Source organism: Roseovarius sp. MMSF_3298 (assembly GCF_030733705.1).
Lineage (GTDB): Bacteria > Pseudomonadota > Alphaproteobacteria > Rhodobacterales > Rhodobacteraceae > Roseovarius > Roseovarius confluentis.
In genome coordinates this window covers 22,648-47,680 of the sequence record NZ_JASHIN010000027.1, presented here as the reverse complement: position 1 = coordinate 47,680, position 25,033 = coordinate 22,648, and the positions used below count along the sequence as shown (strand labels likewise).

Genomic DNA, 25,033 nt, shown 5'->3' with positions numbered 1-25,033 from the left:
AGGTAACGCCAACGTGGGATGGTCCCCGGTGTCTTGAGGAGCCGTAACGCTTGTTCCTGTCGCTCAATTGCCTAGTTTCCAGAGTGACGCTGCCCGGTGCGACCGAGTGGCAGATCGCCGAACCGCACGCGCGATGACCGAGCGAGCCTTCGTATGATAAGACGTTCCCTTCCCGTGGCCGTTGTAGCGATCCTGGTATCGCTTTTCCTGCACGTCGCAGGCTTTGGCTGGCGGCAGGTTCTGGACGCGCCCGAGGAGCCGCCGGAGACGCAAGAGGCGCCGCCACCGCCCGAGACGGGACGCAACTTCGAGGATCTTGTCGAACCGCTACCGGAGCCGCCCGCACCGGAGCCGGCAGAGGCGCCCCAGCCGCCCGATGCGCAGCAACCGGATCGGATGCAGACAAGCCAGGCTATGGTGGCCTCGGACAATCCCGAGAACGTCACCGCTCCCGATGGTCCGGCGGGCGAAACCGGGAGCCCTGATGAGGGGGCCGGTCGCCCGGCCGAGGAGGCGGCAGAGGACAGTGGCGAGGACAGCAGCACGTCGGACATCGCCATGATTGCGCCCGACGCGCCCGAGGCCACCCCGCAACCGCCTGAAGGTACCGAGGATGCCGCGCCGGAGCCCGCCGAAGAGACCGCTGAGACCGAGGTGCCGCCCGAGCCCGAGACTGCCACAACAGAGACCGACGAAGCTGCGCTGGCCCCGACGCCAGAGGCGCCGGAGAACGTGATCGCTGCGGACGATCCGGACCTGGCGGCCTCGGCCGTCACCCGGTCGCTGCGTCCGCCAGCGACACGGCCCACGGCGGAACAGCTTGGGGTTCCGGACAATCCTCCGGCGCAGGCCAGCCGCACGCCTACCTACGAATCTCCCCTGACCGCCTACAAGCGCGACGGAACCGACCTCACGGCGCTCGGTCGTGTCGGCAATGCCAGCCCTGGTGATTTCGGTGGTTCCGGGGGGCAGGGCAACGCGGGCACGACGAATTATGCCGGTCGGGTCTTGATGAAGCTCAATCGCGGGCCGCGGGTGGACAACCAGGCCACGGGCATGGCGCGGGTCTATTTCCAGATCAACGCGGACGGGTCACTCGGCTGGATACGTATCCTCGACAGTTCCGGCTCGTCAGGAATTCGCAGCGCTGCTCAGGACCAAGTGCGCAGTGCGGCGCCCTTTCCGCGCCCTCCGGGGGGGCAGCCGGAAAAGCTGGTTTTCGTCTATCGCAATCGTTGAATGCAGGGGAGATCCGTTGCACCTGACGTCGAACACTTCGATCTGGCTCAGCAGCGTCCACATCGTGTCGGGCGTGTGGACTCGGAACACCCGGCGCTTGCGCAAGGGATCGCCGGCGACGCGGGTGAGGTCGGTCAATTGATGCTCCGTGAAATGTGGATTCCAGCGTATTTTTTAGGGATACATTGTATATATAAATACCGTAAGGGCTCCGAAGGTCAGCCGTCCCGAGGTATTCAAGGCATGCCGATCCGTCAGGCCTTGGCAAAATTGACAATTGCCTCCACGAGGCAGTCCAAACTGTCGGTGTGCGGTGTGCCGGGGGGCAGCGCGTGGGCCATCAGCGAGAGTTCGGTGCAGGCGATCAGCAGGTGATCCGCACCGTCCGCGGTCATTCGCGCCGCAATATGCCCCAGCCTCGGAGCAAGCGTATCGAGCGCCTCGCCTGCCTTGACCGCGCGGATGATGGACAAAAGCGCGTCCTCGTCTTTGGCCCACCGAGGCTGGAGGTCGTAGGCTGCGAAGACGGTCTCGAAGACGCCTGTCTTGCGTGTGGCCGGGGACGCGAGCATGCCGACCGTTCGCGCACCCGCAGTGGCGAGATGCTCGGCGGTCAGGTCGATCATGTTCAGAAACGGCAGGCTGGTGGCGTGGGTCACCGCGACGGCGTAGTGATGGGCGGTGTTGCACGGCATCGCAAGCGCCTGCGCTCCGGCGCGTTCAAGATCCTGCGCCATGGACATCAGCACAGGCATGGGGTCGGCGCCGCCGCCCTCGATCAGTGCTTTTATCCGAGACGGAACCTGCGAGTTCTGGTGCACGATCAGCGGAACATGGTCGGCGTCGTCCTGTGCCGGTACGGCGGCCAGAACCTTCTGCATGAGCAGGATGGTGGCCTCTGGCCCCATCCCGCCCAGTATTCCGACCGGCTTCATCGCAGGGTTACTTCGGCACGTCGAAGCAATGGCTGTACCCGGTCAGGCCGATGGCTCCGCCGGTGTGCAGGAAGACGATGCGCTCGCCTTTCTTGAAATGCCCCTTGCGGCAGAGGTCGATGAGGCCCGCGGCGCCCTTGGCCGAATAGACCGGGTCGAGCAGGATCGCCTCGGTCCGGGCGAAGAGGTCGATGGCCTCCAGCGTGTCCTCCGCGGGGATGCCGTAGCCGGGGCCGACGTAGTCGGTGTTGGCGACCACGTCCTCGCGCGCAACGACGCCGGGACAACCCAGTTTCTCGGCGGTCTTTACGGCGAGGTTGTAGACGTTTTCCTCTTGCTTGGGTTTGGGTGCGCGCACGCCGATACCCAAGAGCGGGATCTGCGCGTTCATCGCCTTGAGGCCGGTGATCAGGCCCGCCTGTGTGCCCGCCGAGCCGGTTGCGTGAACGATGTGGTCGACATCGAGGCCCATTGTGACGAACTGGTTCAGCATCTCGAAGGCGCAGTTGACGTAGCCCAGCGCGCCTGTCGCGTTGGAGCCGCCGCCGGGGATGGTGTAGACCTTTTTGCCCTCATCGCGAAATTTGTCGGCCACGGCTTCCATTTCGGCATTCATGTCGAGGTCGGGGCCGCGATGTTCCATCGTCGCGCCGTGCAGGTGATCGAATAGGACGTTGCCGTTGTACTTGTAGTTATCGTAATTGTAGCCGGTCCGGTCCTCGAGCAGGATATGGCAGGCAAGGCCAAGCTTTGCCGCCGCCGCCGCGGTCTGGCGGGCGTGGTTCGACTGGGTCGCGCCCTGGGTCATGACCATTTCGGCGCCTTGTTCCTGCGCTTCGGCCATCAGGAATTCCAGCTTGCGGGTCTTGTTGCCGCCCGTGGAGAGCCCCGTGCAGTCGTCCCGCTTGATCCAGATTTCGGGACCGCCCAGAGCCTCGCTGAGACGGGGCATGGGTTCGAGCGGGGTGGCGAGATGCGCGAGGCGCACTCGGGGGAACTTGGCGAGATTCATGTAGTCCTATCCTTTGGAATTCGCGGTGAGTTTCGCAGGTCCGGCCAGTTTGTCCAGCCGGATATCGGCGGCCAGCGCGTGGCCTTCCATCCGTTCGGCGCGGCTGATGGCGGCGCTGGCACGGGCAAGGTCCTGCACGGCCTCGTCCGACACGGTCTGCCAGGTCACGGTTTTGAGGAACTTGTGCACCGAAAGCCCCCCGGTATAGCGGGCGGCACCGGACGTGGGCAGCACGTGATTGGTGCCCGACGCCTTGTCGCCGAAGCTGACGGTGGTGTTCGCGCCCAGGAAAAGCGAGCCGTAAGCGGTGAGCCGCTCGCGCCACCAGCCGAGGTCCTCGGCCATGACCTGAAGATGTTCGGGCGCCTTGGCATCGGCGTAGTGCGCCATGTCCTCGGGCGTGTCGCAAAGCACGATTTCGGCCAGGTCGTCCCATGCCTGGCTGGCGGCGGCGCGGTTCGGGCCCGGAAGCGCGTCAATCAGCTCGGGCACGCGGGCCAGGACCGTGTCGGCCAGCATGCGGTCGGTGGTGGCAAGCCAGACGGGGCTGGTCGTCCCATGTTCGGCCTGGCTGACCAGATCGACGGCCACGACCTCGGCATCGGCGGTGTGATCGGCGAGGATGAGGCTGTCGGTTGGACCGGCGAACATGTCGATGCCGATGGGGCCGAACAACTGGCGCTTGGCTTCGGCGACATACGCGTTGCCGGGACCGACAAGGATATCCGCGGCGGGTGCCCCGAACATGCCGAAGGCCATGGCGGCGATGCCCTGCACCCCGCCGATGCACAGGATGCGCGTGGCACCGGCAAGATGCATGGCGTAAAGCATCGCGTCGGGAATGCCCGCGTCACCGTTTGGAGGCGAGCAGGCGGTGATATCGGGCACGCCCGCCTCGCGGGCGGTTGCGATGGACATGAGCGCCGAGGCGATATGGGTGTAGCGTCCGCCGGGCACGTAGCATCCGGTGGCCTGCACGGGGATCTGTCGCTGTCCGGCGATCAGGCCGGGGCGCAGCTCGATCTGCATGTCCTGCGCGGTGGCGCGTTGCGCAGCGGCAAAGCGCGAGATGTTGTCGTGGGCCCAGCGGATGTGATCCCTGAGGTCTTGCGGGACGCGCGCGATGGCGGCCTCGATGGTGGCGGCGGGCACGGCGACCTCGCCGGTCCAGCCGTCAAGCTGGCGGGCATATTCCAAGGCTGTCTGGGCTCCGCCGGCCCTTAGCCGGCCGAGCATGACCTGAACGGTGTCCGCGATGTCGGCGGCGGTTTGGGGGGGCTGACCGGGGGCGGTCTTGAGATGGGTAAGGGGCATGGCAAATCTCCTGTCCCTATCCCGATTGCGCCGATTGTAGCTTTCAAGCAAGGGTCGTGATCCCTGCGCGAACCTGTTTTTCCAAGGCCGGAAGAGCGTTTTCGGAAAAGGCGAAACTGCGACCGGGGCAGAAGAATATTCGTACGAATATTCTTTGCCGCGAAAATTCGTACGAATTTTCGTGTCAGGCGGGACGGCCGCGCAGCATGGCGAAATGCTTTGGGATCGAAGGAATGAAGAACAACAGCCACCATCCCATGCTGAACGCGATCAGCATTCCGGGGATCCACAGGATCGACAGCACGAGGCCGATACCGCCCGTCACCGCCATCGCAACTTGTTGTGGGGCAAGCCGCAGCATCAGAAGATGCAACAGCTTGCCACCGTCCAGAGGCTGTACCGGAAAGAGGTTGAAGATGGCCAGAAAGCCGTTGATATGGGCGAAAAGACCGAGATACTCGGCGAACTGTGCCTGCGGCGAGGAGAGGATCAGCATCGGATCGGTGTAGCCCGATGCATTTGCGAAAACGCTGTCCCAAAGCGCATCCGAGGCCAACGATGCCAGCGCCCAGAGGACGAGGTTCACGATCGGTCCCATCGCCACGATCAGTTCCTGCTGATGCGCCGTCGCCGAGCGGGCGCGTTCGCAGAAACCGCCGCCGCCATATAGCATGACCCGGCGGACCGGCACGCCCTGGACAACGCAGGCCCAGGCGTGGCCCATCTCGTGCAGGAAGATCGAGACCATGAGCATGGTGACGGACGCCGCCGTCCACGCGATGTCACCGCTGCCCGTGTAGGCAAAGAAGGCCAGCAGCAAGAAGATCGAGCTGCCGATCTGAACCGGAACGCCGAAGGGACCGCGAAATTCGAAAACGGGGTTGGTATCCTGGAACAAAGTTTTCTTCCTTTTGCCGGTATCTGGCTGTCGTCGGCATGGGCTGCATGGTTTCAAAGGAGCTTGTAGAGGTTAATGTGAGCAGAACTGTGGCAGGCGGTGACGAGGTGATGGAATTGCCATGACGAAGATTGTGATCCTGACCGGGGCCGGGATATCCGCCGAAAGCGGCCTGGGCACGTTCCGTGACGAGGACGGGCTCTGGGTGCAGCACCGGATCGAGGACGTGGCGACGCCGGAGGGGTTTGCGCGTAATCCCGCGCTGGTGCAGACATTTTACAATGCGCGAAGGGCGCAAGCCGCTGGCGCGCGGCCCAACCCGGCCCACAAGGCGCTGGCGCGGTTGGAGGCCGAGCATGACGGCGAAGTGCTGGTGATCACGCAGAATGTCGATGGTCTGCACGAGGCCGCCGGAAGCCGTAACGTACTGCATATGCACGGTCAGCTGGACCAGGCGTTGTGCCACGCCTGTGGTCATCGCTGGCCCGCGCCTGACGAGATGCGCATCGAGGATGCCTGCCCCGAATGCGGGCGGTGCCAGACCCGGCCCGATGTCGTGTGGTTCGGCGAGATCCCTTATTGGATGGACCGGATCGACCCGGCGTTGGCCGAGGCGGATATCTTTGCCGCGATCGGAACCTCGGGCAACGTCTATCCGGCGGCGGCCTATGGTCAGCACGCACGGCGGATGGGCGCGCATACGGTGGAGCTGAACCTGGAGGTCTCCACTGCTTCGCGCGACTTTGATGAGCACCGCCGTGGACCGGCCAGCGAGGTTGTGCCGCTTTGGGTGGACGAGGTTCTGAACGGGTGAACCGGCTCCGCCCGCTCGGCCCGATGTTGAATTGCAGGCGGGCGACAGGAGGCCGGGCGCTTCGGTCAGCCGCCGAGATGGCTGGAGAATTCCACCACGATCGGGTCGAAGCTGATGTTGCGGATTGACGTGTCGCCGTGGGGGTTCTGGTCGGTTGATATGTCGTCGCCCGTGGTGTCGCTGAGATAGGTGACCGCATTCAGATACCCCGGCAGATTGCGCTGGGTCAGGATAAGCCCGCCATCCTCGGCCGGACCGATGGTGGCACAGCCGATGGGCGCGCAGCCGGGTACGGACCGAAGGCGCGTGGTGGCGATGGGATCGGTGATGATACGGCTGACGAAGCGGGCCCCGTCGGAGGGTTGCCAGCGCCAGACCTCGGTGGGCGCGGTGCGGATCGACGTGGCGGTGCCGTCGCCGCCGTCTTCGCGAGCGGAGAAGATCACCGATGCGAAGACGGCCCGCCCGTTCCGTCCGATGGTCAGTTCGGTGCCCAGCGTCATGATCGGACCGTTGCCGTCGAAATCCCGGTCGGCGCCGGAACGGGCAACCGTTGGTACGATGTCGGCGGTCAGGTCGCGCAGGACGATGGTGCCTTCTTCGGCGAAAGCGGCGGGAATGGCGGTGGTAATTGCAATGAAAGTCAGTGTGAAAAGGCGTTTCATGGCAAAGGCTCCTTTGAAGGTTGATGGATATGTGTCGATCCGGACGGTGCCGGGGTTCAACCATGCTTTCCTTTCCGGCTCGCGCCGGGCAGGGTGGCGGCACGACAGGAGAGCGCAGATGACAGGCCATATTGACCCCACGAAAGAGTGTTTCGCCCGATTCCGCGAGATGGAGAGGCCGGGCCCTGTGCATATGCTGAACCTCGTGAGGCTGCGGCAGGTCGCGGCCTACGAAGACGGGACGCAGGGGACGGGCGCCGAGGCCTATGCGGCCTATGGTCGGGAGAGTGCGCCGGTGCTGCGCGACTTGGGCGGACGGATCGTCTGGGCGGGCCAGCCGGAACTGATGCTGATCGGGCCGGCGGACCAGGCCTGGGACATCGCCTTCATCGCGGAGTATCCCAGCGTGTCCGCCTTTGTCGGCATCTTGCGCGACCCTGCATATCGCACGGCCGTGCGGCACAGGCAGGCGGCGGTGGCGGACTCGCGACTGATCCGAATGCGCCCGGGTATTCCCGGCGCCGGGTTCGGGGACATGACGATGGTCGAGGGCTGAGGGTGTTGCAGGGCGAACGAGTATGAAGCAGGCGGTCGTCTTTGACCTGGACGGGACGCTGATCGACAGCGCGCCGGACATTCATGCCGCAGCCAACACGGTGCTGGAGCGTCGGGATATCGCGCCTTTCACGCTGGCCGAGGCGCGCGGTTTCGTGGGCCACGGCGCGGCGGTATTCGTCGAACGTTGCCTGTCGGCGCGTGGTTTGGCCGCGGACACGGTGTTGCAGGCGGAGGTCCTGGACGAGTTTCTGGCTCTATACGAGGGCGCCGTTCACCTTACGTTGCCATATCCAGGGGTGGTGGCTTGCCTTGACGCTTTGGCGGCCGAGGAGCTGGACCTGGCGGTCTGCACCAACAAGCCGGAAGGGCCAACCGCGGCGGTGCTGACGCATCTGGGACTGGACCGGCATTTCGGCGTGGTGGTCGGTGGCGATACTATGGCGGTGCGCAAACCCGACCCTGCGCCGCTGCTCGAGGTCATTGCGCGGGTCGGGGCAGCGAGAGTTGTTTTCGTGGGCGATAGCGAAGTCGATGCCGAAACCGCCGCGCGGGCCGAGGTGCCGTTCGCTCTATACACCGAGGGGTATCGCAGGACCTCGGCAGAGGAGTTGCCGCATGACGCGCGGTTTGATGCATTTGGTGACCTGCCCGCCATCGTGAGGCGGTTGCTGGCCGTAGGCTGAGCGCTTTCAATTCGTGGTGGCGCTGCTAGGCTGTGCCAAAGCGGGGCGCCCGAACAGAGCGAGCGGGGAAGATGCGAACACTGTCGAACACATCGCGTGTCGAAAACCTGCGCGGTTTTGTAGTCCTGTCGCATTTTGCGAGTTCCCGGACCGGCACCGAGACTCGGGCCAAGGGGGCAGGGGCATGAGCGCAGACCTGAGCGCAAGATTACTGGCCGAGGTGGCGGCGCGGCGCGAGGATCTGGTGGCACTGACACAGGCGTTGATCCGCATCCCGACACTGAACCCGCCCGGGGCGCTCTACCACGATATCTGTGATCTGCTGGACAGGCGGTTGCTGAAATCCGGGTTTCACACCGAACTGATCCGGGCCGAGGGTGCCGTGGGCGACAGTGACCGGCACCCGCGCTGGAACATCGTGGCGCGGCGCGAGGGCAGCGGCCCGGGGCAATGCGTGCATTTCAACAGTCATATTGACGTGGTCGAGGTGGGCCACGGCTGGACGGTCGACCCGTTCGGCGGCGAGGTGAAGGACGGCCGCGTCTATGGCCGGGGTGCCTGTGACATGAAGGGCGGGTTGGCGGCCAGTATCGTCGCCGCCGAGGCCTTCATCGCGGTCTGCCCCGAGTATGCCGGTGCCATCGAGATCAGTGGCACGGCGGACGAGGAATCGGGCGGGTTCGGAGGCGTCGCCTACCTGGCCGAAAAGGGATATTTCAGCCCCGACCGGGTGCAGCACGTGATCATACCCGAGCCGCTGAACAAGGATCGCATCTGTCTGGGACATCGCGGCGTATGGTGGGCCGAGATCGAGACGCTGGGCGAGATTGCCCATGGCTCGATGCCGTTCCTTGGCGATTGCGCGGTGCGGCACATGGGGGCGGTCGTGGCGGAGATGGAAAAAAGCCTGTTCCCGGCACTGGCGCAGAAGCGCACGGACATGCCCGTGGTGCCGGAAGGGGCAAAGCAGTCGACGCTGAACATCAACTCGATTCATGGCGGCGAGCCGGAACAGGACATGGATTATACCGGCCTGCCCAGCCCCTGCGTGCCCGACCGGTGCAGGATGGTGATCGACCGGCGGTTCCTGATTGAAGAGGATATTAGCGAGGTCGAACAGGAGGTTCGCGCCGTGTTGGAACGGGTGCGCGCGGGCCGGGCCGGGTTCGACTATACGATCAAGGCTATCCACAGTGTCGAGCCCACTATGACTGAGCGGGATGCGCCGGTCGTAGGCGCGGTGGCAGGCGCGGTCGAAACGGTTTTCGGACGCGAAGCGCAGTACGTGGTCAGCCCCGGCACCTATGACCAGAAGCATATCGACCGGATCGGGCGGCTGAAAAACTGCATCGCCTATGGGCCGGGCATACTGGACCTGGCGCACAAGCCAGATGAATACGTCGGTATAGACGATATGGTGGAAAGCGCGCAGGTCATGGCGTTGGCGTTGCACGGGTTGTTGAGGGCGTAGGGTGGGTGACAACCCACGCCGAGCGGGCTTGTGTCGAGGCACTCGGGTTTCGCCTTAGCTGCCAAACCACTTGATTTTGTGCCCAAGGCGAAGCCTGGCGGGATGTCGCGCTGAACACGGAAAGAGCAAGACCGTGTCCGGAGCGGTGTCAGACCGCGATGTTGTCGATGAGCCGCACGCCGGCAAGGTGCGCTGCCGCGAATAGGCGCGCGGGCTGCGCGGTGTCCGAGACGCTGCGCAAATCGGACTGGGCGCGCAGGTCGAGATAATCCACCTTCGTGAATCCGGCCTTGAGCAGGCGGGCCGTTGCGGCCTCGCGCAAGGGGTCGAACGCGTCACCGCGGGAGAGCCCCGCGGCAATCTCTTCCATTTCCTCGTGCAGGCGCGGGGCCGTGGTGCGGGCCCGGTCCGACAGCAGCAGGTTGCGCGAACTGAGCGCCAGCCCGTCGATGTCACGGATCGTGGGACAGCCATGCACGGTCACGCCCAAGTCGAGGTCGGCGGCAAGGCGGCGCACCACGAGGAGCTGTTGAAAGTCCTTCTCGCCGAAGAACGCATCGGTGGCGGAGGTCTGGGTGAACAGCTTGGTCACCACGGTGGCGACCCCGTCGAAATGGCCCGGGCGATAGGCGCCGTCCATCACGTCGGTCAGGCCAGAGACCGACACGCTGGTCGCAAAGCCGTCCGGGTAGACCTGATCGCCGCCGGGCACCCAGAGCGCGTCTATGTCGAAGCGGGCGAGCTTTCTTGCGTCGTCGGTCTCGGTCCGGGGGTAGTTGGCCAGGTCCTCGGGGTTGTTGAACTGCTTGGGATTCACGAAGATCGTCACGATGACGTGGTCGCAGGTCTTTTTAGCCGCCGCCACCAGCGAGAGATGTCCGTCATGTAGCGCGCCCATCGTCGGCACCACGCCAATGCGGGCACCGGCCCGCAGCCATGGCGCGGTGGTGGCGCGAAGGTCGTCCAGTTGCCGCAGGATCGGCGCCGTCATTTTTCGGGGGCCTTGTCCGCGAACATATGCTCTTCGGCCGGAAAGGCGCGGGCGCGGACCTCTTCGGCATAGGCGGCTATGGCCTTTTCCGCGTCTTCGCCCAAGTTGGCGTAGCGCTTGACAAATTTCGGCTTGAAGGCGGTAAAGAGCCCGAGCATGTCGTAATGCACGAGGACCTGGCCGTCGCAACCCGCGGAGGCGCCGATGCCGATGGTCGGAATCGCGATCTCCTCGGTGATCTCGTCCGAAAGACTTGCGGGCAGCTTTTCCAGCACCACCGAGAAGGCGCCGGCATCCGCCACCGCGCGGGCGTCGCGCAGGACCTGTCCCGCGCCGGCGTCACGGCCCTGAACCTTGTAGCCGCCCAGCGTGTTGATCGATTGCGGCGTCAGTCCGATATGCGCCATGACCGGCACCCCGCGGGCCACAAGAAAGGCGATCGTCTCGGCCATGTGCACGCCGCCCTCGAGCTTGACCGCGGCGCAGCCGGTTTCGGCCATCATGCGCGACGCGTTGCGAAAGGCCTGTGCGGGGCTTTCCTCGTAAGAGCCGAAGGGCATGTCCACGACCAGCATCGCGGACTTGAGCCCCCGGGCCACGGCCTGTCCATGCATGATCATCATCTCCATGGTCACGGCCAGCGTGTTCTGCATGCCATGCAGGACCATGCCGACGCTGTCGCCCACGAGGACGAAATCGCAATGGGCATCCATCAGCTGCGCCATCGGCGTTGTGTAGGCGGTCAGCGATACGATGGGCGTGCCACCTTTCATGGCGCGGATATCGTCCGGCAGGGGGGCTGATTTGCGGGCTGTGGCGCTCATGGGACATTCCGGCATTGGCTTCTTGCGAGATGACCTAACAGGTAAGTGACAGCGAATCCAGTATGGAAGCATACGTGAGCAAGGCCCTGATATCCGGGCGAATTACGCGAAATGGCCAGACGCTTGCGCGACACTGGCGCGGCAATTCGGGGCGACGCGTCGGGAAGGGGCTTTCAAACCGTTGGAGAATCCTTACGTTGACCAGACGGGATCCGACCACGCCCCCTGCGACACCCTGCTGTTCAGGATAGGAGACTTTCTTTGCGCCTTCTTGCTGTTTTCGCTTGGCTGATCGTGGCCGGCACCGGACTTGCCATGGCCCAGGAAAAGGCCACGGAAGCCGAGCGGCAGGAGGTGATCCGACTGTTGGGGCAACTTCCCGACATCGCACCGATCCGCGAGGATTTGCGCCTGCTGGGGTTCAGCGGCGAGAACCTGGAGTTGGCGGTGGACCAGGCAGAACTGCTCTACCGTGATCCGGTGATCGCGGGCTATGTCGCGGACCAAGTGATCGCCGCGTTCGAGGATCCGACCGGTGTGCGGGTTTCGGATGGCTTGATGTGGCCGTTAGTCGAGCGCGGGCTGGGCCATCTGCCGACGCGAGATCTGAAGTTCTATTACACCGTCGAGCGCAAGATCATGGAGACGCTGACGATCCGGCAATGCGGCATGGCGGTAAGTAACCGGATGCGCCCCGCAAGGTTTGCTGAACTGACGTCGCGCGTGGCGGCGCGGCTGAACACCGACGCGTTGCAGAAATATTACCGTATTCAGGCGAAGGCGGCCCGGGTTGGGGCGCGCCGTGCGCCGATCAGGTTGAGCGATGCGACCACTCAACGGGTCGAGGACCGCATTCAGGCCAGCATGACCCGCAGCATCCAGGCCACCGACCGGGCGCCGAGGCTGATGGTGGCGATGATGAATCTCGACCAGGCCAGCAACACCGAAGCCTGCGCCATCGGGCGGCTGTTTATGAACACAGTTCTTCAGTTCGAGGGCCGTGCCCTGCGCGAAACGCTGGTGTATATGAGCCGGCCGTGACCGCGGCGCTGCGGATCGGCAACCGGGCCGCACGGCGGCTTTGGCTGCATGCCAACGGGCTGGCTGATGCGCCGGGCGGGCCGGTGGATGTAATGGACGTGATCCGGCGTCTGGGGTTCGTGCAGATCGACACGATCCGAAATGTCACCCGCGCCCATCACCATATCCTGTGGAGCCGCAACCGGAACTATCGCGAGCGGCAGTTGTGGCCGCTTCTGAAGAACCGGCAGCTGTTCGAGCATTTCACGCATGACGCCTCGCTGATCCCGATGGAGGTGCTGCCCTATTGGCAGCGGCAGTTCCGCCGGCTTGGGAGAAAGGTTGCGCGGTCCGATTGGTATCGTTCGGGGCTGGGTCAAGAGGAAGTGCGGCGAATCCGAGAGCGGATCGCGCAGGAGGGGCCATTGTCGACCCACGCGTTCGACACCAAGGCGGAAAGCCGGGAAATGTGGGCGCGCCCGCCCCACAAGAAGGCGCTGGATCAGATGTGGTATGCAGGCGATTTGGCGACCTGTCACCGCGAGAATTTCGTGAAGTACTATGACCTTGGCGAGCGCGTGTTCCCTGTGGATCTGCGGCGCTGCCCGGGCGAGGACGTGGCGGCGGACTGGCTTTGTGATTCCGCGCTCGACCGCCTGAGTATGGCCACGGTGGGCGAGGTGCAGCGGTTCTGGGAGGCGATGACCGCCCCTGAGGCAAAAGCCTGGTCCGAGCGTCGCCGGTTGGTGCCCCTAGAGGTTGAAGGCGCAGACGGCACGTGGCGACAAGCCTGGGGCGTGGATGATATCGAAGACCGGCTGGCGGCGGCGGAAAGCGTGTCGTCGCATCTGCGCCTGCTCAACCCGTTCGACCCGGCGATACGCGACCGGGCGCGTCTGGAGCGGTTGTTCGGGTTTGCCTACCGAAACGAGATGTTCGTGCCGAAGGATCAGCGGATCTGGGGATACTACGTGTACCCTCTGCTGGAGGGCGATCGGTTTGTCGGGCGGCTGGAACTGAAAGCCGACCGGGCGGCGGGGTGGATGCAGGTGACGGGGTTCTGGCCGGAGCCGCGGGTCAAGTGGACCCCGCAGCGGTTGGCCAAGCTGGAGCGCGAACTGGAGCGCTTCGCGCGACTGGCGGGGATCCGGGACGTGGGCTGGAGCGTGTCGCGCCCGGTGTGATCCGTAAGATAGGGGTTGCGCCTAGGGCCAGGGCAGAGTGCCATGTGCCGAACGACGGCAAGGGAGGATTCAGATGCGATTGCAAGGAAAGACGGCGGTGGTCACCGGCGGGGCGAGCGGCTTTGGCGCAGGGATCGTGCGCAAGTTCATCGCCGAGGGTGCGCAGGTGATGATCGCGGACCTAAATGGCCCCGGCGCGATGGCCCTGGCAGAGGAACTGGGCGCAGCGGCCTGTCCGGTGAACGTGGCGGACCCGGCGAGCATGAAGGCGCTGACGCTGGCCACGGAGATGACGTTCGGCTTGCCGGATATCGTGGTGAACAATGCCGGAGTTACCCATCTGCCGACATCGGCGGAAGAGGTGACCGAGGAGGATTTCGACCGGGTCTTCGCGGTCAATTGCAAGTCGGTCTACCTTTCGGCGCAGAACTTCGTGCCGGGGATGAAGGCGCGAGGATCGGGCGTGTTCCTGAACGTCGCCTCCACCGCCGGGGTCAGCCCGCGGCCGAAGCTGAACTGGTACAACGCATCGAAAGGCTGGATGATCACGGCGACCAAGGCACTGGCGGTCGAGCTAGCCCCCGAAGGTATAAGGGTGAATGCGCTGAACCCGGTGGCGGGCGAGACGCCACTCTTGAAATCCTTCATGGGCGAGGACACGCCCGAGATGCGGGCAAAGTTCCTGAGCACTATCCCACTGGGGCGGTTTTCGACGCCCGAGGATATGGGCAACGCGGCGTCCTTCCTGTGTAGCGACGAGGCGAGCATGATCACGGGCGTCTGCATGGAGGTGGATGGCGGGCGCTGCATTTAGGCGAGTGCATTGTCCGCGCGGAAAAAGGATAGAAAAAGTGCATTATCTATCACGGAAATTGTGCAGATGCGCGGCTGCGCCCGGGGCATAGAGCCTGTTCGTTTGAGGCCGGAGGCTTTGCGGATATGCGAAAGACCGGATTGCGGGCGCAAGGTCCATCAAAAAAGCGCTGATTTCCGGTGCGACGGGACGGCACTCCACGCCCTGCTTGCCCAGGGCCGCGATCAGATCACTGCGTGAAATGAAGTGGTCGCGAAGCACATGGATCACATAATCCGTGGCGCCTTGAAAAATGCTGACGAGATTGATGGCAATGGGCCGTTAATCGGCAACCACAATTATCGGCTGACAGACCAGAGGGACCTGCTGCGCTCGGCTCAGGCAACGCCAGCGCGCAGAGCATCGTGGATGTGGACGAGACCGCGCAGTTGGCCGGTGTCGTCCACGGCGAAAAGTGCGCTGATCTTGTTGGTGTTCATAACGCCGAGGGCTTCGATCAAAAGAGCTTCGGGCGCGATCGTACGGGGATCGCGCGTGGCGACTTCGCCTGCGCTGCGGGACATCAGACTGTCGAGGTTACGCCGGAGGTCACCGTCGGTGATGATCCCGGTCAAGCGTCCATCTTCAACCAATGCCGCGACGCCGAACCCCTTGGCCGTCATCTCGATCAGTGTTTCGGACATCGGTGTATCCGGAAGCACTGTGGGAAGCGCGTCGCCTGTATGCATGACCGCGGAGACCTTCAGCAGCTGTGCGCCCAACGTGCCGCCGGGGTGGAAGGTAAGAAAGTTCTCGCGCTCGAATCCGCGCAGTTTCATCATGGCCACAGCCAGCGCGTCGCCCATCGCCATGGTGCAGGTGGTTGAGGTGGTGGGCGCCATGCCGATGCCGCAGGCCTCGGGTGCGTCGGGCAGCGTGAGAACGTGATCGGCCTGTCGCGCCAGCGCGCTGTCGGGTTTCTTGGTAATTGCCACCAGCGGGATCGAGAACCGTGCGCAGTGGGCGATGATATCCGCCAGTTCGCGCGTTTCGCCGGAGTTGGAAATCAGGATCACGGCGTCCTGGCGCGTGACCATGCCGAGATCGCCATGGCTGGCTTCGCCCGGATGGACATATTGCGCCGGCGTGCCGGTGGAGGCGAAGGTCGCCGCGACCTTGGCCGCCACGTGGCCGGACTTGCCCATGCCAGACACGATGACCCGCCCCGGCACCTCAAGCAGGCGGTCGACCACGGTGTCGAACGTCTCGGACAGGGTGTCGCGCATCAGGTCGAGCGCATCGCGTTCGATGGTCAGCACGTCACGCGCAATGTCGGTGGGAGTCGGAGTGTCCGTCATGTGGATCGCTTTGCTAAGGTGCGCCGAGCCTGTCCGAGCGGGCGGGGCCGGTCAAGCCTCGTCCTCGTGGACAATTTTGATGTGGGTCGTGCCGCGGGCTTCGGCCAGGGCCATTTGTTTCTGGCGTTCGCGGAAGCGGTTCTTGTCCGCCTCGGTGGTCTCATGCGCGCAGAGGTGGCAGGCGACGCCCTGTTCGTACTCTGGGCGCTTGGTGTCTTCTGGCAGGACGGGGCGGCGGCAGGCGTGGCACAATAGGTGCGGTCCTTCCTTCAGTCCGTGGCCCACCGACACGCGGCCGTCGAAGACGAAGCATTCACCCTGCCAGGTGCTGTCCTCCGGCGCGACCTCCTCCAGGTATTTCAGAATGCCACCCTTGAGGTGGTAGACGTCTTCGACGCCTTGGCCCAAGAGGTAGTTGGTCGATTTCTCACAGCGGATGCCGCCTGTGCAGAACATCGCGATGCGCTTGTTGTGGAAGCGGTGCTTGTTTTCCTCCCACCACGCGGGGAAGTCGCGGAAGCTTTCGGTTTTGGGGTCGATGGCGCCGTTGAAGGTGCCGATCGCCACCTCGTAGTCGTTGCGCGTGTCGATCACGGCTACGTCCGGCGAGCGGATCAGGTCGTTCCAGTCGGTCGGATCAACGTAGTGTCCGACCTTTGCGACAGGGTCGACTTCGGGTTGACCCATCGTGACGATCTCTTTCTTCAGGCGCACCTTGAGGCGGCGGAAGGGCTGCGACGCGGCGGTGCTTTCCTTCCACTCCAGGTCGTCACATCCCGGCAGCGCTCGGATATGGGCGATAACAGAGCCGATCCCGGTGCGAGGACCGGCGATCGTGCCATTGATGCCCTCATGCGCCAGCAGCAGGGAACCCGATATCTTTTCCGCCTCGCAGAGGGCAAGCAGCGGCCCCTGTATGGCGGCGGGATCTTGGAACCGGGTAAAGTGGTAGAGCGCGGCGATGGTGTACATGCGCCGCGATCTACGCCCTTCGGTAGAATTCGGCAAGACCCGCGAGGTCAGCCTGCCGCGGTGCTCGTCAGGCGCTTCAGTTGCTTGGTGATGAAGTCCCGCGTGTTGCCGTCGGTCAGCTTGCCGTCCTCGATCTTTCCGGCGGAGCCGCCGATGGCGATCTCGAACCCGGCCTGAACGTTCGCGTTGATGACCGAGAGAACCTGGCGCAGGTCGTAATGCGCGGTGAGGCCTGCCGTGGCACCCGGCGACTGGGTGATGATCAGCGTGGGTTTGCCCGAGAAGGGCGCGTTCGGCTCTTTCGACATCCAGTCGATGGTATTCTTCAGAACGCCCGAGGTACCGCGGTTGTATTCCGGTGACACTACGATGATGGCGTCCGCAGCGGCCAGCTTCTCGGCCAGGTCGCGGACAGGCTGAGGTGCGGTATCGCCGTCCTTGATGTCCTCATTGTAAAGCGGAATGTCGGCAATGTCGTGCCGGGTGACCGTCACGCCTTCGGGAACGAGGTCTTGCAGGGTGTCGGCCACGGACGTGCTGTGGCTGCCCTTGCGAAGCGAGCCGCTTATGGTGGCGAAATTCAGTGTTTTGGTCATGGTCATGTCTCCTTTGACATCAGACATAATCGGTTTGTGGATGAAGGAAACAGAAAGGTTCGCAGGCGTTCTCTGCGTTGGCGCACAGAAGTGAGGCTGGCGTTGACCATTGCGCATCGCTGCTTCAGGGTCCGGCGCGTGTTCGCAACAGGAGAGACTCATGCCAAAGGCCCTGATCGTCATCGATGTGCAGAACGATTTCTGCCCCGGGGGGGCGCTGGCCGTCGAGGGCGGAGACCGGATCGTGGCCGGGATCAACACGATGATGCGGGATGCGGGCGCCGTGATCCTGACGCAGGACTGGCACCCGGCCGGGCATTCGTCGTTCGCGTCGAGCCACGACGGAAAAGCGCCGTTCGAGGTCATCGACATGCCCTATGGCTCGCAGGTTCTGTGGCCGGACCATTGTGTACAGGGGACGAAAGGCGCCGCGTTTCATTCCGACCTGGAAACCGACCGCGCCGACATGATCGTGCGGAAGGGATATAACCCGGCGATCGACAGTTACTCGGCTTTCTACGAGAACGATCACGAGACACCCACCGGCCTGCATGGCTACTTGCGGACCCGCGGAATCACCGAGTTGGTAATGGTCGGTCTGGCCACGGATTTCTGCGTGAACTACTCGGCGGTGGATGCAGCACGGCTGGGTTATCCGGTGACTGTGCTGCGTGATCTGTGCCGAGGGATCGACCTGGACGGGTCATTGGAGATCGCGCTGAAGGACATGCGTGCGGCGGGTGTAACGCTTGCCTGAGGGCCTGATCCGAGAAATCGAAGCCTGCCGTATCTGCGCTGACCGTTTTGCCTTAACGCAGACCGCCCATGCGCCGCGCCCTGTCGTGTGGTTCCGGCCCGGGGCGCGAATCCTCATCGCGGGCCAGGCGCCGGGCATGCGGGTGCACCAGTCGGGCAAGCCATTCGATGATCCGTCGGGCGACCGGCTGCGCGACTGGCTGGGAATGACGGCGGAGCAGTTCTATGACATGCGCCGGGTGGCGGTGATCCCGATGGCGTTCTGCTTTCCGGGGTATGACGCCAAGGGGTCAGATTTGCCACCGCCGAAGATCTGCGGCCAGACTTGGCATGACCGGGTGATGGCGGCCTTGGGCGAGGTCAAGTTACGGGTGATCGTGGGGGGCTATTCGCATCGCTACCACCTGGGCGAGAAGGGACCGGTGACCGAGACGGTGCGCAACTGGCGCGATTATGCGCCGGGGGTTTTCCCCTTGCCGCATCCGTCGTGGCGCAATACCGGGTGGCTGAAGAAAAACCCGTGGTTCGAGGCGGAAGTTCTGCCAGCACTGCGGGAAGAAGTGAGGCGCGCACTGGATGACTGAAACGACACATTTGGACCGGGCTCATGTGGCGATGGAAGCGGGCGGCGAGGCCGAGCGACTGCGATACTACCAGACGTTGGCGGCGGCGGAACTGTTCCTGCTGCTGGAGGCGGAGGCCGAAGAGGATGATGTTGTGCCGCAAGCCTTCGAGGTGGAAGGTCGGACTTTCGTGCTGGCCTTTGATACCGAAGAGCGACTGGCAGAGTTTGCCGGGGCAGAGGCGCATTACGTCGCGCTTTCGGGTCGGGCAGTTGCCGAGATTCTGGCCGAGGCAGGGCTGGGCCTTGGCCTGAACCTCGAGTCCGGGCCGCAGGCAGCGTTGTTGCCGAACGAGGCGATGGTCTGGCTGGCCGAAACGCTGGCCGAGGGTCCCGAAGAGGTGGAAGCGCAGCCGGATTCATTTCATCCGCCCAAGGGATTGCCCGAAGCGCTTGTTACTGCGCTCGACGCACGGCTGGCGGCGGCGGGCGGTCTGGCGGAACTGGTGTATCTCGTGGGTGTGACCTATGACAGCGGGGCCAAGGGTCACCTGCTGGGCGTAGTGGATGCCGTGCCCGAGGCGGAGCCGGCCATTGCGCGAGCCGTGTCGGAGGTGCTGGCGCTTTCCGGACTGGAGGCCGGATTGCTGGACGTGGGATTTTTCCGAAGCTCGGACCCGGCCGCGGCGCGCATGGCATTGGTGGGGCTACGGTTTGACTTGCCCAAGGCTGAAGAGGCGAGGCCGTCGACACCGGGGACCGATCCAGCGAAGCCGCCAAAGCTGCGGTAAGGAATTTTTTCCTTAGATAGGATGAGCCGGAATTCTCGCAATTTCCGCGCTCTTCTTCCGGCCTCGCTCGGACAGTGTCAGCGTGGGTCAGTAGCCCAGATCGCGGTCGACGAGGTGAAGCAGTGGCTCGCCCGCCTCACCACGGCGGATGTTTTCCACGATCACCTGCGCCGCGGTATCGGGACGGGTTTCCGAGGCAATATGCGGCGTCACTGTAACCTTCGGGTGAGCCCAGTAAGGATGCTCGGGCGGTAGCGGCTCGGTACGGAAGACGTCGAGGGTCGCATGGGCGATGTGACCGCCGTCAAGCGCGGCCAAAAGAGCGTCATCGTCAATCAGAGGGCCGCGTCCGGGGTTGATCACAACGGCGCCGGACGGCATCTGCGCCAGCGTGCCGGCGTCAATCACGTTCTCGGTCTGCGGCGTGTCGGGCAACAGGAGCACGACGATTTGCGCGGTTGAGAGTGCCTGCGCAAGACCATCGTTGCCATATAGGCAGGTAATCCCGTCTATGGACTTTTGGCTGCGCGACCAGCCTGTCACAGGAAAGCCAAGATGCACGAGAGCTTCGGCACAGGCCTGGCCAAGGGCGCCGAGGCCGAGAATTGTCACCGGTCGGTCCTTGGCCAGTGGCGGCACGTCGTGACGCCACGTGCCGTCCTGCCCCAGAACGTGGGTATCGGTGCCAAGGTGATGGCGCAGGGTATGGCCGGTCACCCATTCCACCATGCCGCGCTCCAGGCCGTCATCGACCATGCGCGTCAGCGGTTGGGTCAAGGTGTCGTTGCGCACAATGCCTTCGACCCCGGCCCAAAGGTTGAGCACCGCCTTCGCACGGGTGAACGGCGCGAAGTCCTGCACATCGCTGTTTGGCGCATAAACGATATAGTCGACCTGGTCCGGCGGCAGGTCCGTGGACAGGGTGTATTCGGTGATCCCGGCGTCGTGGAGTGACTTGCGCAGGGGGGCTTCGTAGTCCGCCCAGCGTTCGGCGCTGGCGGCGAATAGGATATTGAGAGACATGAGACCTACCGGGGGCGATGGATATGAGCGCTTTGCACCAGGCCGAAGCCCAGCATGAGGATGAGCATGGCCGAGCCGCCATAGCTGACCAGCGGCAGTGGCACGCCGACCACGGGCGCAAGGCCCATGACCATCGACATGTTCACCGCGAAGAACAGGAAGAACGTGACGGCGACCCCCAGCGTCAAAAGCGACGAGAAGCGGTCGCGGTTCGCCAGCGCCGAGGTGACGCAGAAGACGATGATGAGCGCGTACAGCATCAGCAGCGAAATGGCTCCGACGAATCCGAATTCCTCGGCCAGCGTCGTGAAGATGAAATCAGTATGTTTCTCGGGCAGGAAATTGAGCCGCGACTGGGTGCCTTGCATGAAGCCCCGCCCCGTCCAGCCACCGGATCCGAGCGCGATCTTGGACTGGGTGATATGGTAGCCCGCGCCCAAAGGATCTGACGCGGGATCCAGGAACGTGTCGATACGGCGGTATTGATAGTCTGCCAGCAATTGCCAATCGGTGCCGCGGCTCTTGAAAACCGCCGTGACCAGCCCGCCGATGGCGGCGAGGACCGCAGCGAAATAGGCCCAGTGGACGCCCGCGAGGAACATGATAAGCCCGCCGCCGGTGATCAGCAGGATTGAGGTGCCGAGATCGGGCTGACGCAGAACCAGCGCCACGGGAACAAGGATCAGAACCACGGGTAGCAGAACCCAGAGCGGGCGAGACGTCTTCTTCAGGGGCAGCCAATCGTAATAGGCCGCCAGAAACATGACCAGCGTCACCTTCATCAGCTCGGAAGGTTGGAGGCGCATAAAGCCCAGGTCGATCCAGCGTTGCGCGCCCTTGCCCTCGACGCCGACCAGTTCGACCGCGATCAGAAGAAGGACGGAGACCGTGTAGGCCAGCACCGACATGTTGCGCCAGAACCAGATCGGGACCATGGCCACGAAGAACATCACGGCAAAGCCGAGCGCGTAGCGTTTTGCCTGCGGTTCGGCCCAAGGGTTAAACGTTCCGCCTGCAACAGAGTAGAGCATCAGGATTCCGATGGCGGCGACCGCCGTCAGCAAGAGCGCCAGAGGCCAGTTGAGGTACAGAACCTTGCGCAGGCCCGAAGGCGTGTGCTTGACGGTGTATTCAAGATAGCTCATGCAGCGCCCCTTATGCCCGGTCGCTGTCTTCGCTGCCGCGACGGTCGAGGCGCGAGCGCAGTTGTTCCTGCTGAGTCTTGATGCGGCCCCGGTCCTTGGACGGGTAGGCGTCAAGCGGGGGATCATCGCCGTACAGTGCTTGAAGGGTGATGTCGCGGGCGATGGGGGCCGCTGTCGTGGAGCCGCCTCCGCCATGTTCGACGATCACCGCCACAGCGACCTTCGGCACCTCGAACGGTGCGAAGTTGACATAGAGCGCGTGGTCGCGGCGTTCCCACGGCAGATCCTCGTTGCGGAAAACGCCGCGGGCACGTTCGGCGGCCGTGATGTTCCGGACCTGGCTGGTGCCCGTCTTGCCGGCCATGCGAAAGGCGTCTTCGATGATCCTGCTGCCATAGGCCGTGCCGCGCCGATTGTTGGACACGGCATACATCGCTTGCCGGATTTCGCGCAGGGTATTTTCGTTCAGGCCAAGCGGCTCGCCCCGGTTGGGCGGCTCCTCGACGCCATCGACGGAACGCACCAGTCGCGGTGACACCGAGCGGCCGGTGGCCAGCCGGGCGGTCATCACTGCAAGCTGCAATGGTGAACTGAGCACGTAGCCCTGGCCGATGGCGGCGTTCGCCGTGTCGCCGATGCGCCAGTCCTCGCCGCGCGAGGTCGCCTTCCACAGCTTGTTGGGGATGAGGCCGCCGGCGACGGACGTCATCGGCAGATCATGTTCGAGACCGAGACCGAGGCGCTTGGCCATTTCCGCGATCTTGTCGATGCCGACGCGCAGCGCGAGGTCGTAATAATAGACGTCGCAGCTTTCGCGCAGCGAGCGGTGCAGGTCCACGTTGCCGTGCCCCGCGCGTTTCCAGCAATGGAAGCGGCGGTTCGCGACCTTAAGAAACCCGGGGCAATAGACGGTCTCGTTGGGATCAACCTGTCCATCCTCCAGCGCCGCCAGCGCAGTGACCATCTTGAACGTCGAACCCGGGGGATAGACGCCTTGCACGGCCTTGTTCGGCAGGGGGCGGTACTTGTTGTCCAAAAGCGCCGAGTAGTCGGCCTGCGATATTCCGCGCACGAAAAGGTTGGGGTCATAGCCGGGAGTGGATGAACAGGCCAGAAGGTCGCCGGTGTCGCAATCCATGACCACTGCGGCGGCGCTTTCGCCTTCCAGACGGGCAGTGATGTAGGATTGCAGCGCATTGTCGAGCGTCAGCTGGATGTCCGCGCCGGCCTCGCCTTCGACCCGGTCCAGTTCGCGCATCACGCGGCCAGCGGCGTTGACTTCGACCCGCTTGGTGCCCGCCTTGCCGCGCAGCGTATCCTCGCGCCGGCGTTCAAGCCCGATCTTGCCGATCTGGAAGCGCGGGATCAGCAACAGCGCGTCGGGCGCGTCGATGCGTTCCAGATCGCGGTCGCTGACCGGCCCGACGTAGCCGACGACGTGCGAGTAATCCTCGCCCATGGGATAGTGCCGCGACAGGCCTACTTCCGGCGTGACGCCGGGCAGGGCGGGCGCATTGACGGCGACGCGGCTGATATCCTCCCAACTGACGCGGTCTGCCACTGTCACCGGCGTGTCACCGCGCAGCTTGGCGAGGTCTTCGCGCGCCTTTTTCAGCTCTTCGGGGTTCAGCCGCACGAGCTTGGACAGGCGTGCGATCACGTCCTCGAGGTCACCGGTCTGTTCGCGAATGATGTTGATCCGGTAGGAGGGAATGTTCTCTGCGATCACCCGCCCCTCGCGATCGAAGATGCGGCCGCGGGATGGCGGGATCAGGTGGATATTGATCCGGTTCTCGTCCGCCAGCAAACGGAACTGGTCGGCCTGATCGACCTGAAGGTAGCGCATGCGCAGACCCAGAAGACCCACGAAGCCCGCCATGCCGCCGCCCAGCACCAAGCCGCGCCGGGTGATGCGGCGCTGGCTTTCGGTATTGTCGCGGGTGGGGCGCTTCATGTCCGGCCTCCGAGTGCGTCGATGTCACCAGGGGCCAGTTTACGCACCCCGAAGACAGATTGCGAGACCAGCACCACTAGCGGATAACAAATCATTGTCATCAGGAGCTGGATGAAGCTGAGGCCCAGCGGCGCCTGGTCGACAAGCAACACGGCTAGGATTGTGCGGTAGGCCAAGGTCATGACGACCAGTGTCGTGGCGACCGAGACCCATTCCACGGCAAAGGTCAGGTCCCGAAGGCCGATATGCCGCGCGCGCAGGGTTTCCGCCGCGATCAGCACCAGCGCGGCCCAAAGGCCGGGCGGGCGATGGAACATAAGGTCTCCCAACAACATCACGCCCGCCACCAGAAGGGGGGGCACATATTCCGGGCGGCGCAGGATCCAGGCAAAGGTCAGCGCGACGATCAGGTCCGGCCCGGCCCAGCCACGTGGCAGGGTTTGCAGCGGCAGCAGGCTGAAGAACATCACGAACAGCGCGAGCCCGAGATAGAGCGCGCGCATCGTCCACATCTGCAAGGCAACATTGTCACCCATCGGTGGCCTCGCTGGTCTGCGCCTCGGCGGGTAGTTGCGGCTCCGGATCGGGGTCGGCACCCTGCACGACCGGGACGGACGGCTGAATTAGACTGCCGGGATCAAGCACGCGCTCATGCCCGTAATTCCGCAGAACGCGCAGGAATTCCAGGCGCTCGTAATCGGCGGCCAGGCGGACACGCATACGCCCGCCCGGGTCCTCGGCCAACTGCCCGACCAAGAGGCCGGCCGGAAAGACCTCGCCATCGCCCGAGGTCAGCACACGATCGCCAGGGCGCACCTTGTCCGGCGCCTCGATGAAGTCGATGGGCGGCGAGGCGGTGTTGTCGCCGATCAGCAGTGCCTGCTGGCCCGACGGCTGGATCGTGACGGGGATGCGGCTGGACGTATCGGTCAACAGGATCACCCTTGCGGTATTGTCGCCCACGCCCGATATACGGCCCACCAGCCCCAGCCCGTCCATAGCCGCCCAGCCGTCGACGATGCCGTCGCGGGCGCCGACGTTGATCAGAACGGATTGCCGGAAAGGCGAACCGCTGTCGGCCAGAACGACGCCGGTGACGAAGGTCAGTCGCGGGTCAAGCTGGACGTTGTTCAGGTCGAGCAGCCGCGCATTCTCCTGTTCCAGCTGTAGGGCGGCCTCTTTCCAGGCTTTCATCTGCTGCAATTCGCGCCGCAGTTCCTGGTTCTGCTGGTAGATGCGCTGGTAGCTTTGGAAATCGCGCAAGATGTTTACGGCACCGGTGACCGGCGCCATGGCCCAGTCAAAACTGGGCACGACCCGGTCGATCACCTGCGCACGGAAACGTTCCACGCGGGGACTGTCGATCCGCCACAACACGAAGAGACCGATCAGGCACAATACCAGTAACCCCAGAAGCAGACGCTTCAGGGGGGCGGTGTAGTCGCTGCTTTGGTTGCGGTCCTTGGCCAAGCGTT

General features: G+C 64.1%; 26 protein-coding genes. 11 read left to right on the top strand and 15 right to left on the bottom strand.

Annotation, left to right across the window (positions count from 1 at the left end; genetic code table 11):
• The first annotated feature begins 153 nt into the window (after positions 1–153).
• Complete coding sequence (locus RBB18_RS19095; RefSeq protein WP_306111993.1) at positions 154–1,239, top strand: TonB family protein; 1,086 nt, start codon at positions 154–156, stop codon at positions 1,237–1,239.
• 254 nt (positions 1,240–1,493) lie between these two features.
• On the opposite strand, the gene RBB18_RS19090 is transcribed toward RBB18_RS19095, so the two are convergent.
• The 4 genes from RBB18_RS19090 to RBB18_RS19075 form a co-directional block, all read right to left on the bottom strand.
• Positions 1,494–2,174, bottom strand: a complete 681-nt coding sequence (locus RBB18_RS19090) for an aspartate/glutamate racemase family protein (RefSeq protein ID WP_103763213.1) — start codon at positions 2,172–2,174, stop codon at positions 1,494–1,496.
• A gap of 7 nt (positions 2,175–2,181) precedes the next feature.
• The gene (locus tag RBB18_RS19085) at positions 2,182–3,186 is read right to left on the bottom strand and encodes a D-cysteine desulfhydrase (protein WP_306111994.1); all 1,005 of its coding nucleotides are present in this window, start codon (positions 3,184–3,186) and stop codon (positions 2,182–2,184) included.
• Between the two features lie 6 nt (positions 3,187–3,192).
• Positions 3,193–4,500: a histidinol dehydrogenase gene (hisD, locus tag RBB18_RS19080; RefSeq protein ID WP_103763215.1), complete on the bottom strand. Its 1,308-nt coding sequence runs from the start codon at positions 4,498–4,500 to the stop codon at positions 3,193–3,195.
• 184 nt (positions 4,501–4,684) lie between these two features.
• On the bottom strand, positions 4,685–5,398 hold the full coding sequence (locus RBB18_RS19075) for a site-2 protease family protein (RefSeq protein ID WP_103763216.1): 714 nt from the start codon (positions 5,396–5,398) through the stop codon (positions 4,685–4,687).
• A gap of 121 nt (positions 5,399–5,519) precedes the next feature.
• Here RBB18_RS19075 and RBB18_RS19070 point away from each other — a divergent pair, with 121 nt between their 5' ends.
• Complete coding sequence (locus RBB18_RS19070) at positions 5,520–6,212, top strand: NAD-dependent deacylase (protein ID WP_103763217.1); 693 nt, start codon at positions 5,520–5,522, stop codon at positions 6,210–6,212.
• Between the two features lie 65 nt (positions 6,213–6,277).
• On the opposite strand, the gene RBB18_RS19065 is transcribed toward RBB18_RS19070, so the two are convergent.
• Positions 6,278–6,877, bottom strand: a complete 600-nt coding sequence (locus tag RBB18_RS19065) for a hypothetical protein (RefSeq protein ID WP_103763218.1) — start codon at positions 6,875–6,877, stop codon at positions 6,278–6,280.
• A 118-nt stretch (positions 6,878–6,995) separates the two neighbouring features.
• Between RBB18_RS19065 and RBB18_RS19060 the strand changes: the two genes are divergently transcribed.
• From RBB18_RS19060 to RBB18_RS19050, 3 genes are all read left to right on the top strand, one after another.
• Positions 6,996–7,433, top strand: a complete 438-nt coding sequence (locus RBB18_RS19060) for a DUF1330 domain-containing protein (protein WP_103763442.1) — start codon at positions 6,996–6,998, stop codon at positions 7,431–7,433.
• A gap of 22 nt (positions 7,434–7,455) precedes the next feature.
• Positions 7,456–8,118 (top strand): phosphoglycolate phosphatase, encoded by a 663-nt coding sequence (gene gph, locus RBB18_RS19055; RefSeq protein WP_103763219.1) that lies wholly within the window; start codon positions 7,456–7,458, stop codon positions 8,116–8,118.
• 184 nt (positions 8,119–8,302) lie between these two features.
• A complete protein-coding gene (locus tag RBB18_RS19050; protein ID WP_306111995.1) occupies positions 8,303–9,589 on the top strand; it encodes an acetylornithine deacetylase/succinyl-diaminopimelate desuccinylase family protein in 1,287 nt (428 codons plus the stop codon).
• 148 nt (positions 9,590–9,737) lie between these two features.
• On the opposite strand, the gene panC is transcribed toward RBB18_RS19050, so the two are convergent.
• A complete protein-coding gene (gene panC / locus RBB18_RS19045; protein ID WP_306111996.1) occupies positions 9,738–10,580 on the bottom strand; it encodes a pantoate--beta-alanine ligase in 843 nt (280 codons plus the stop codon).
• Complete coding sequence (gene panB / locus RBB18_RS19040) at positions 10,577–11,404, bottom strand: 3-methyl-2-oxobutanoate hydroxymethyltransferase (protein ID WP_103763222.1); 828 nt, start codon at positions 11,402–11,404, stop codon at positions 10,577–10,579. The genes panC and panB overlap by 4 nt, the downstream gene beginning before the upstream one ends.
• 261 nt (positions 11,405–11,665) lie before the next feature.
• Here panB and RBB18_RS19035 point away from each other — a divergent pair, with 261 nt between their 5' ends.
• The 3 genes from RBB18_RS19035 (at position 11,666) to RBB18_RS19025 (ending at position 14,422) form a co-directional block, all read left to right on the top strand.
• Positions 11,666–12,445 (top strand): hypothetical protein, encoded by a 780-nt coding sequence (locus tag RBB18_RS19035; protein ID WP_306111997.1) that lies wholly within the window; start codon positions 11,666–11,668, stop codon positions 12,443–12,445.
• Entirely contained in the window at positions 12,442–13,608 is a 1,167-nt protein-coding gene (locus RBB18_RS19030; RefSeq protein ID WP_306111998.1) for a winged helix-turn-helix domain-containing protein, read from the top strand. The genes RBB18_RS19035 and RBB18_RS19030 overlap by 4 nt, the downstream gene beginning before the upstream one ends.
• Before the next feature lie 73 nt (positions 13,609–13,681).
• Positions 13,682–14,422, top strand: a complete 741-nt coding sequence (locus tag RBB18_RS19025) for a glucose 1-dehydrogenase (protein ID WP_306111999.1) — start codon at positions 13,682–13,684, stop codon at positions 14,420–14,422.
• Positions 14,423–14,799: 377 nt separating this feature from the next.
• On the opposite strand, the gene RBB18_RS19020 is transcribed toward RBB18_RS19025, so the two are convergent.
• From RBB18_RS19020 to RBB18_RS19010, 3 genes are read right to left on the bottom strand one after another with little or no spacing between them, the layout of a single operon-like run.
• Complete coding sequence (locus RBB18_RS19020) at positions 14,800–15,759, bottom strand: SIS domain-containing protein (RefSeq protein ID WP_306112000.1); 960 nt, start codon at positions 15,757–15,759, stop codon at positions 14,800–14,802.
• A gap of 51 nt (positions 15,760–15,810) precedes the next feature.
• Positions 15,811–16,731: a rhodanese-related sulfurtransferase gene (locus tag RBB18_RS19015; protein ID WP_103763227.1), complete on the bottom strand. Its 921-nt coding sequence runs from the start codon at positions 16,729–16,731 to the stop codon at positions 15,811–15,813.
• Positions 16,732–16,778: 47 nt separating this feature from the next.
• Positions 16,779–17,327, bottom strand: coding sequence for an NADPH-dependent FMN reductase (locus RBB18_RS19010; RefSeq protein WP_170067191.1), 549 nt, complete (start codon positions 17,325–17,327; stop codon positions 16,779–16,781).
• Between the two features lie 160 nt (positions 17,328–17,487).
• Between RBB18_RS19010 and pncA the strand changes: the two genes are divergently transcribed.
• Genes pncA through RBB18_RS18995 form a run of 3 tightly spaced genes read left to right on the top strand, consistent with a single transcriptional unit; the run spans position 17,488 to position 19,436 of the window.
• Complete coding sequence (gene pncA / locus RBB18_RS19005; protein WP_103763444.1) at positions 17,488–18,084, top strand: bifunctional nicotinamidase/pyrazinamidase; 597 nt, start codon at positions 17,488–17,490, stop codon at positions 18,082–18,084.
• Positions 18,077–18,667, top strand: coding sequence for a uracil-DNA glycosylase family protein (locus tag RBB18_RS19000; RefSeq protein WP_103763229.1), 591 nt, complete (start codon positions 18,077–18,079; stop codon positions 18,665–18,667). The genes pncA and RBB18_RS19000 overlap by 8 nt, the downstream gene beginning before the upstream one ends.
• Positions 18,660–19,436, top strand: coding sequence for an SseB family protein (locus RBB18_RS18995; protein ID WP_103763230.1), 777 nt, complete (start codon positions 18,660–18,662; stop codon positions 19,434–19,436). Before RBB18_RS19000 ends, RBB18_RS18995 begins: the two co-directional genes overlap by 8 nt.
• An 87-nt stretch (positions 19,437–19,523) precedes the next feature.
• Here the strand turns inward: RBB18_RS18995 and RBB18_RS18990 are convergent, their stop codons facing one another.
• The 5 genes from RBB18_RS18990 to mreC are packed head-to-tail and all read right to left on the bottom strand — an operon-like array spanning position 19,524 to position 25,028.
• The gene (locus RBB18_RS18990) at positions 19,524–20,459 is read right to left on the bottom strand and encodes a glyoxylate/hydroxypyruvate reductase A (protein ID WP_103763231.1); all 936 of its coding nucleotides are present in this window, start codon (positions 20,457–20,459) and stop codon (positions 19,524–19,526) included.
• 5 nt (positions 20,460–20,464) lie between these two features.
• Positions 20,465–21,604, bottom strand: coding sequence for a rod shape-determining protein RodA (rodA, locus tag RBB18_RS18985; RefSeq protein ID WP_103763232.1), 1,140 nt, complete (start codon positions 21,602–21,604; stop codon positions 20,465–20,467).
• Positions 21,605–21,614: 10 nt separating this feature from the next.
• A complete protein-coding gene (gene mrdA / locus RBB18_RS18980) occupies positions 21,615–23,558 on the bottom strand; it encodes a penicillin-binding protein 2 (protein WP_306112001.1) in 1,944 nt (647 codons plus the stop codon).
• Positions 23,555–24,094: a rod shape-determining protein MreD gene (locus tag RBB18_RS18975; protein WP_274593100.1), complete on the bottom strand. Its 540-nt coding sequence runs from the start codon at positions 24,092–24,094 to the stop codon at positions 23,555–23,557. The genes mrdA and RBB18_RS18975 overlap by 4 nt, the downstream gene beginning before the upstream one ends.
• The gene (mreC, locus tag RBB18_RS18970; RefSeq protein ID WP_103763235.1) at positions 24,087–25,028 is read right to left on the bottom strand and encodes a rod shape-determining protein MreC; all 942 of its coding nucleotides are present in this window, start codon (positions 25,026–25,028) and stop codon (positions 24,087–24,089) included. Before mreC ends, RBB18_RS18975 begins: the two co-directional genes overlap by 8 nt.
• Between the last annotated feature and the right edge of the window lie 5 nt (positions 25,029–25,033).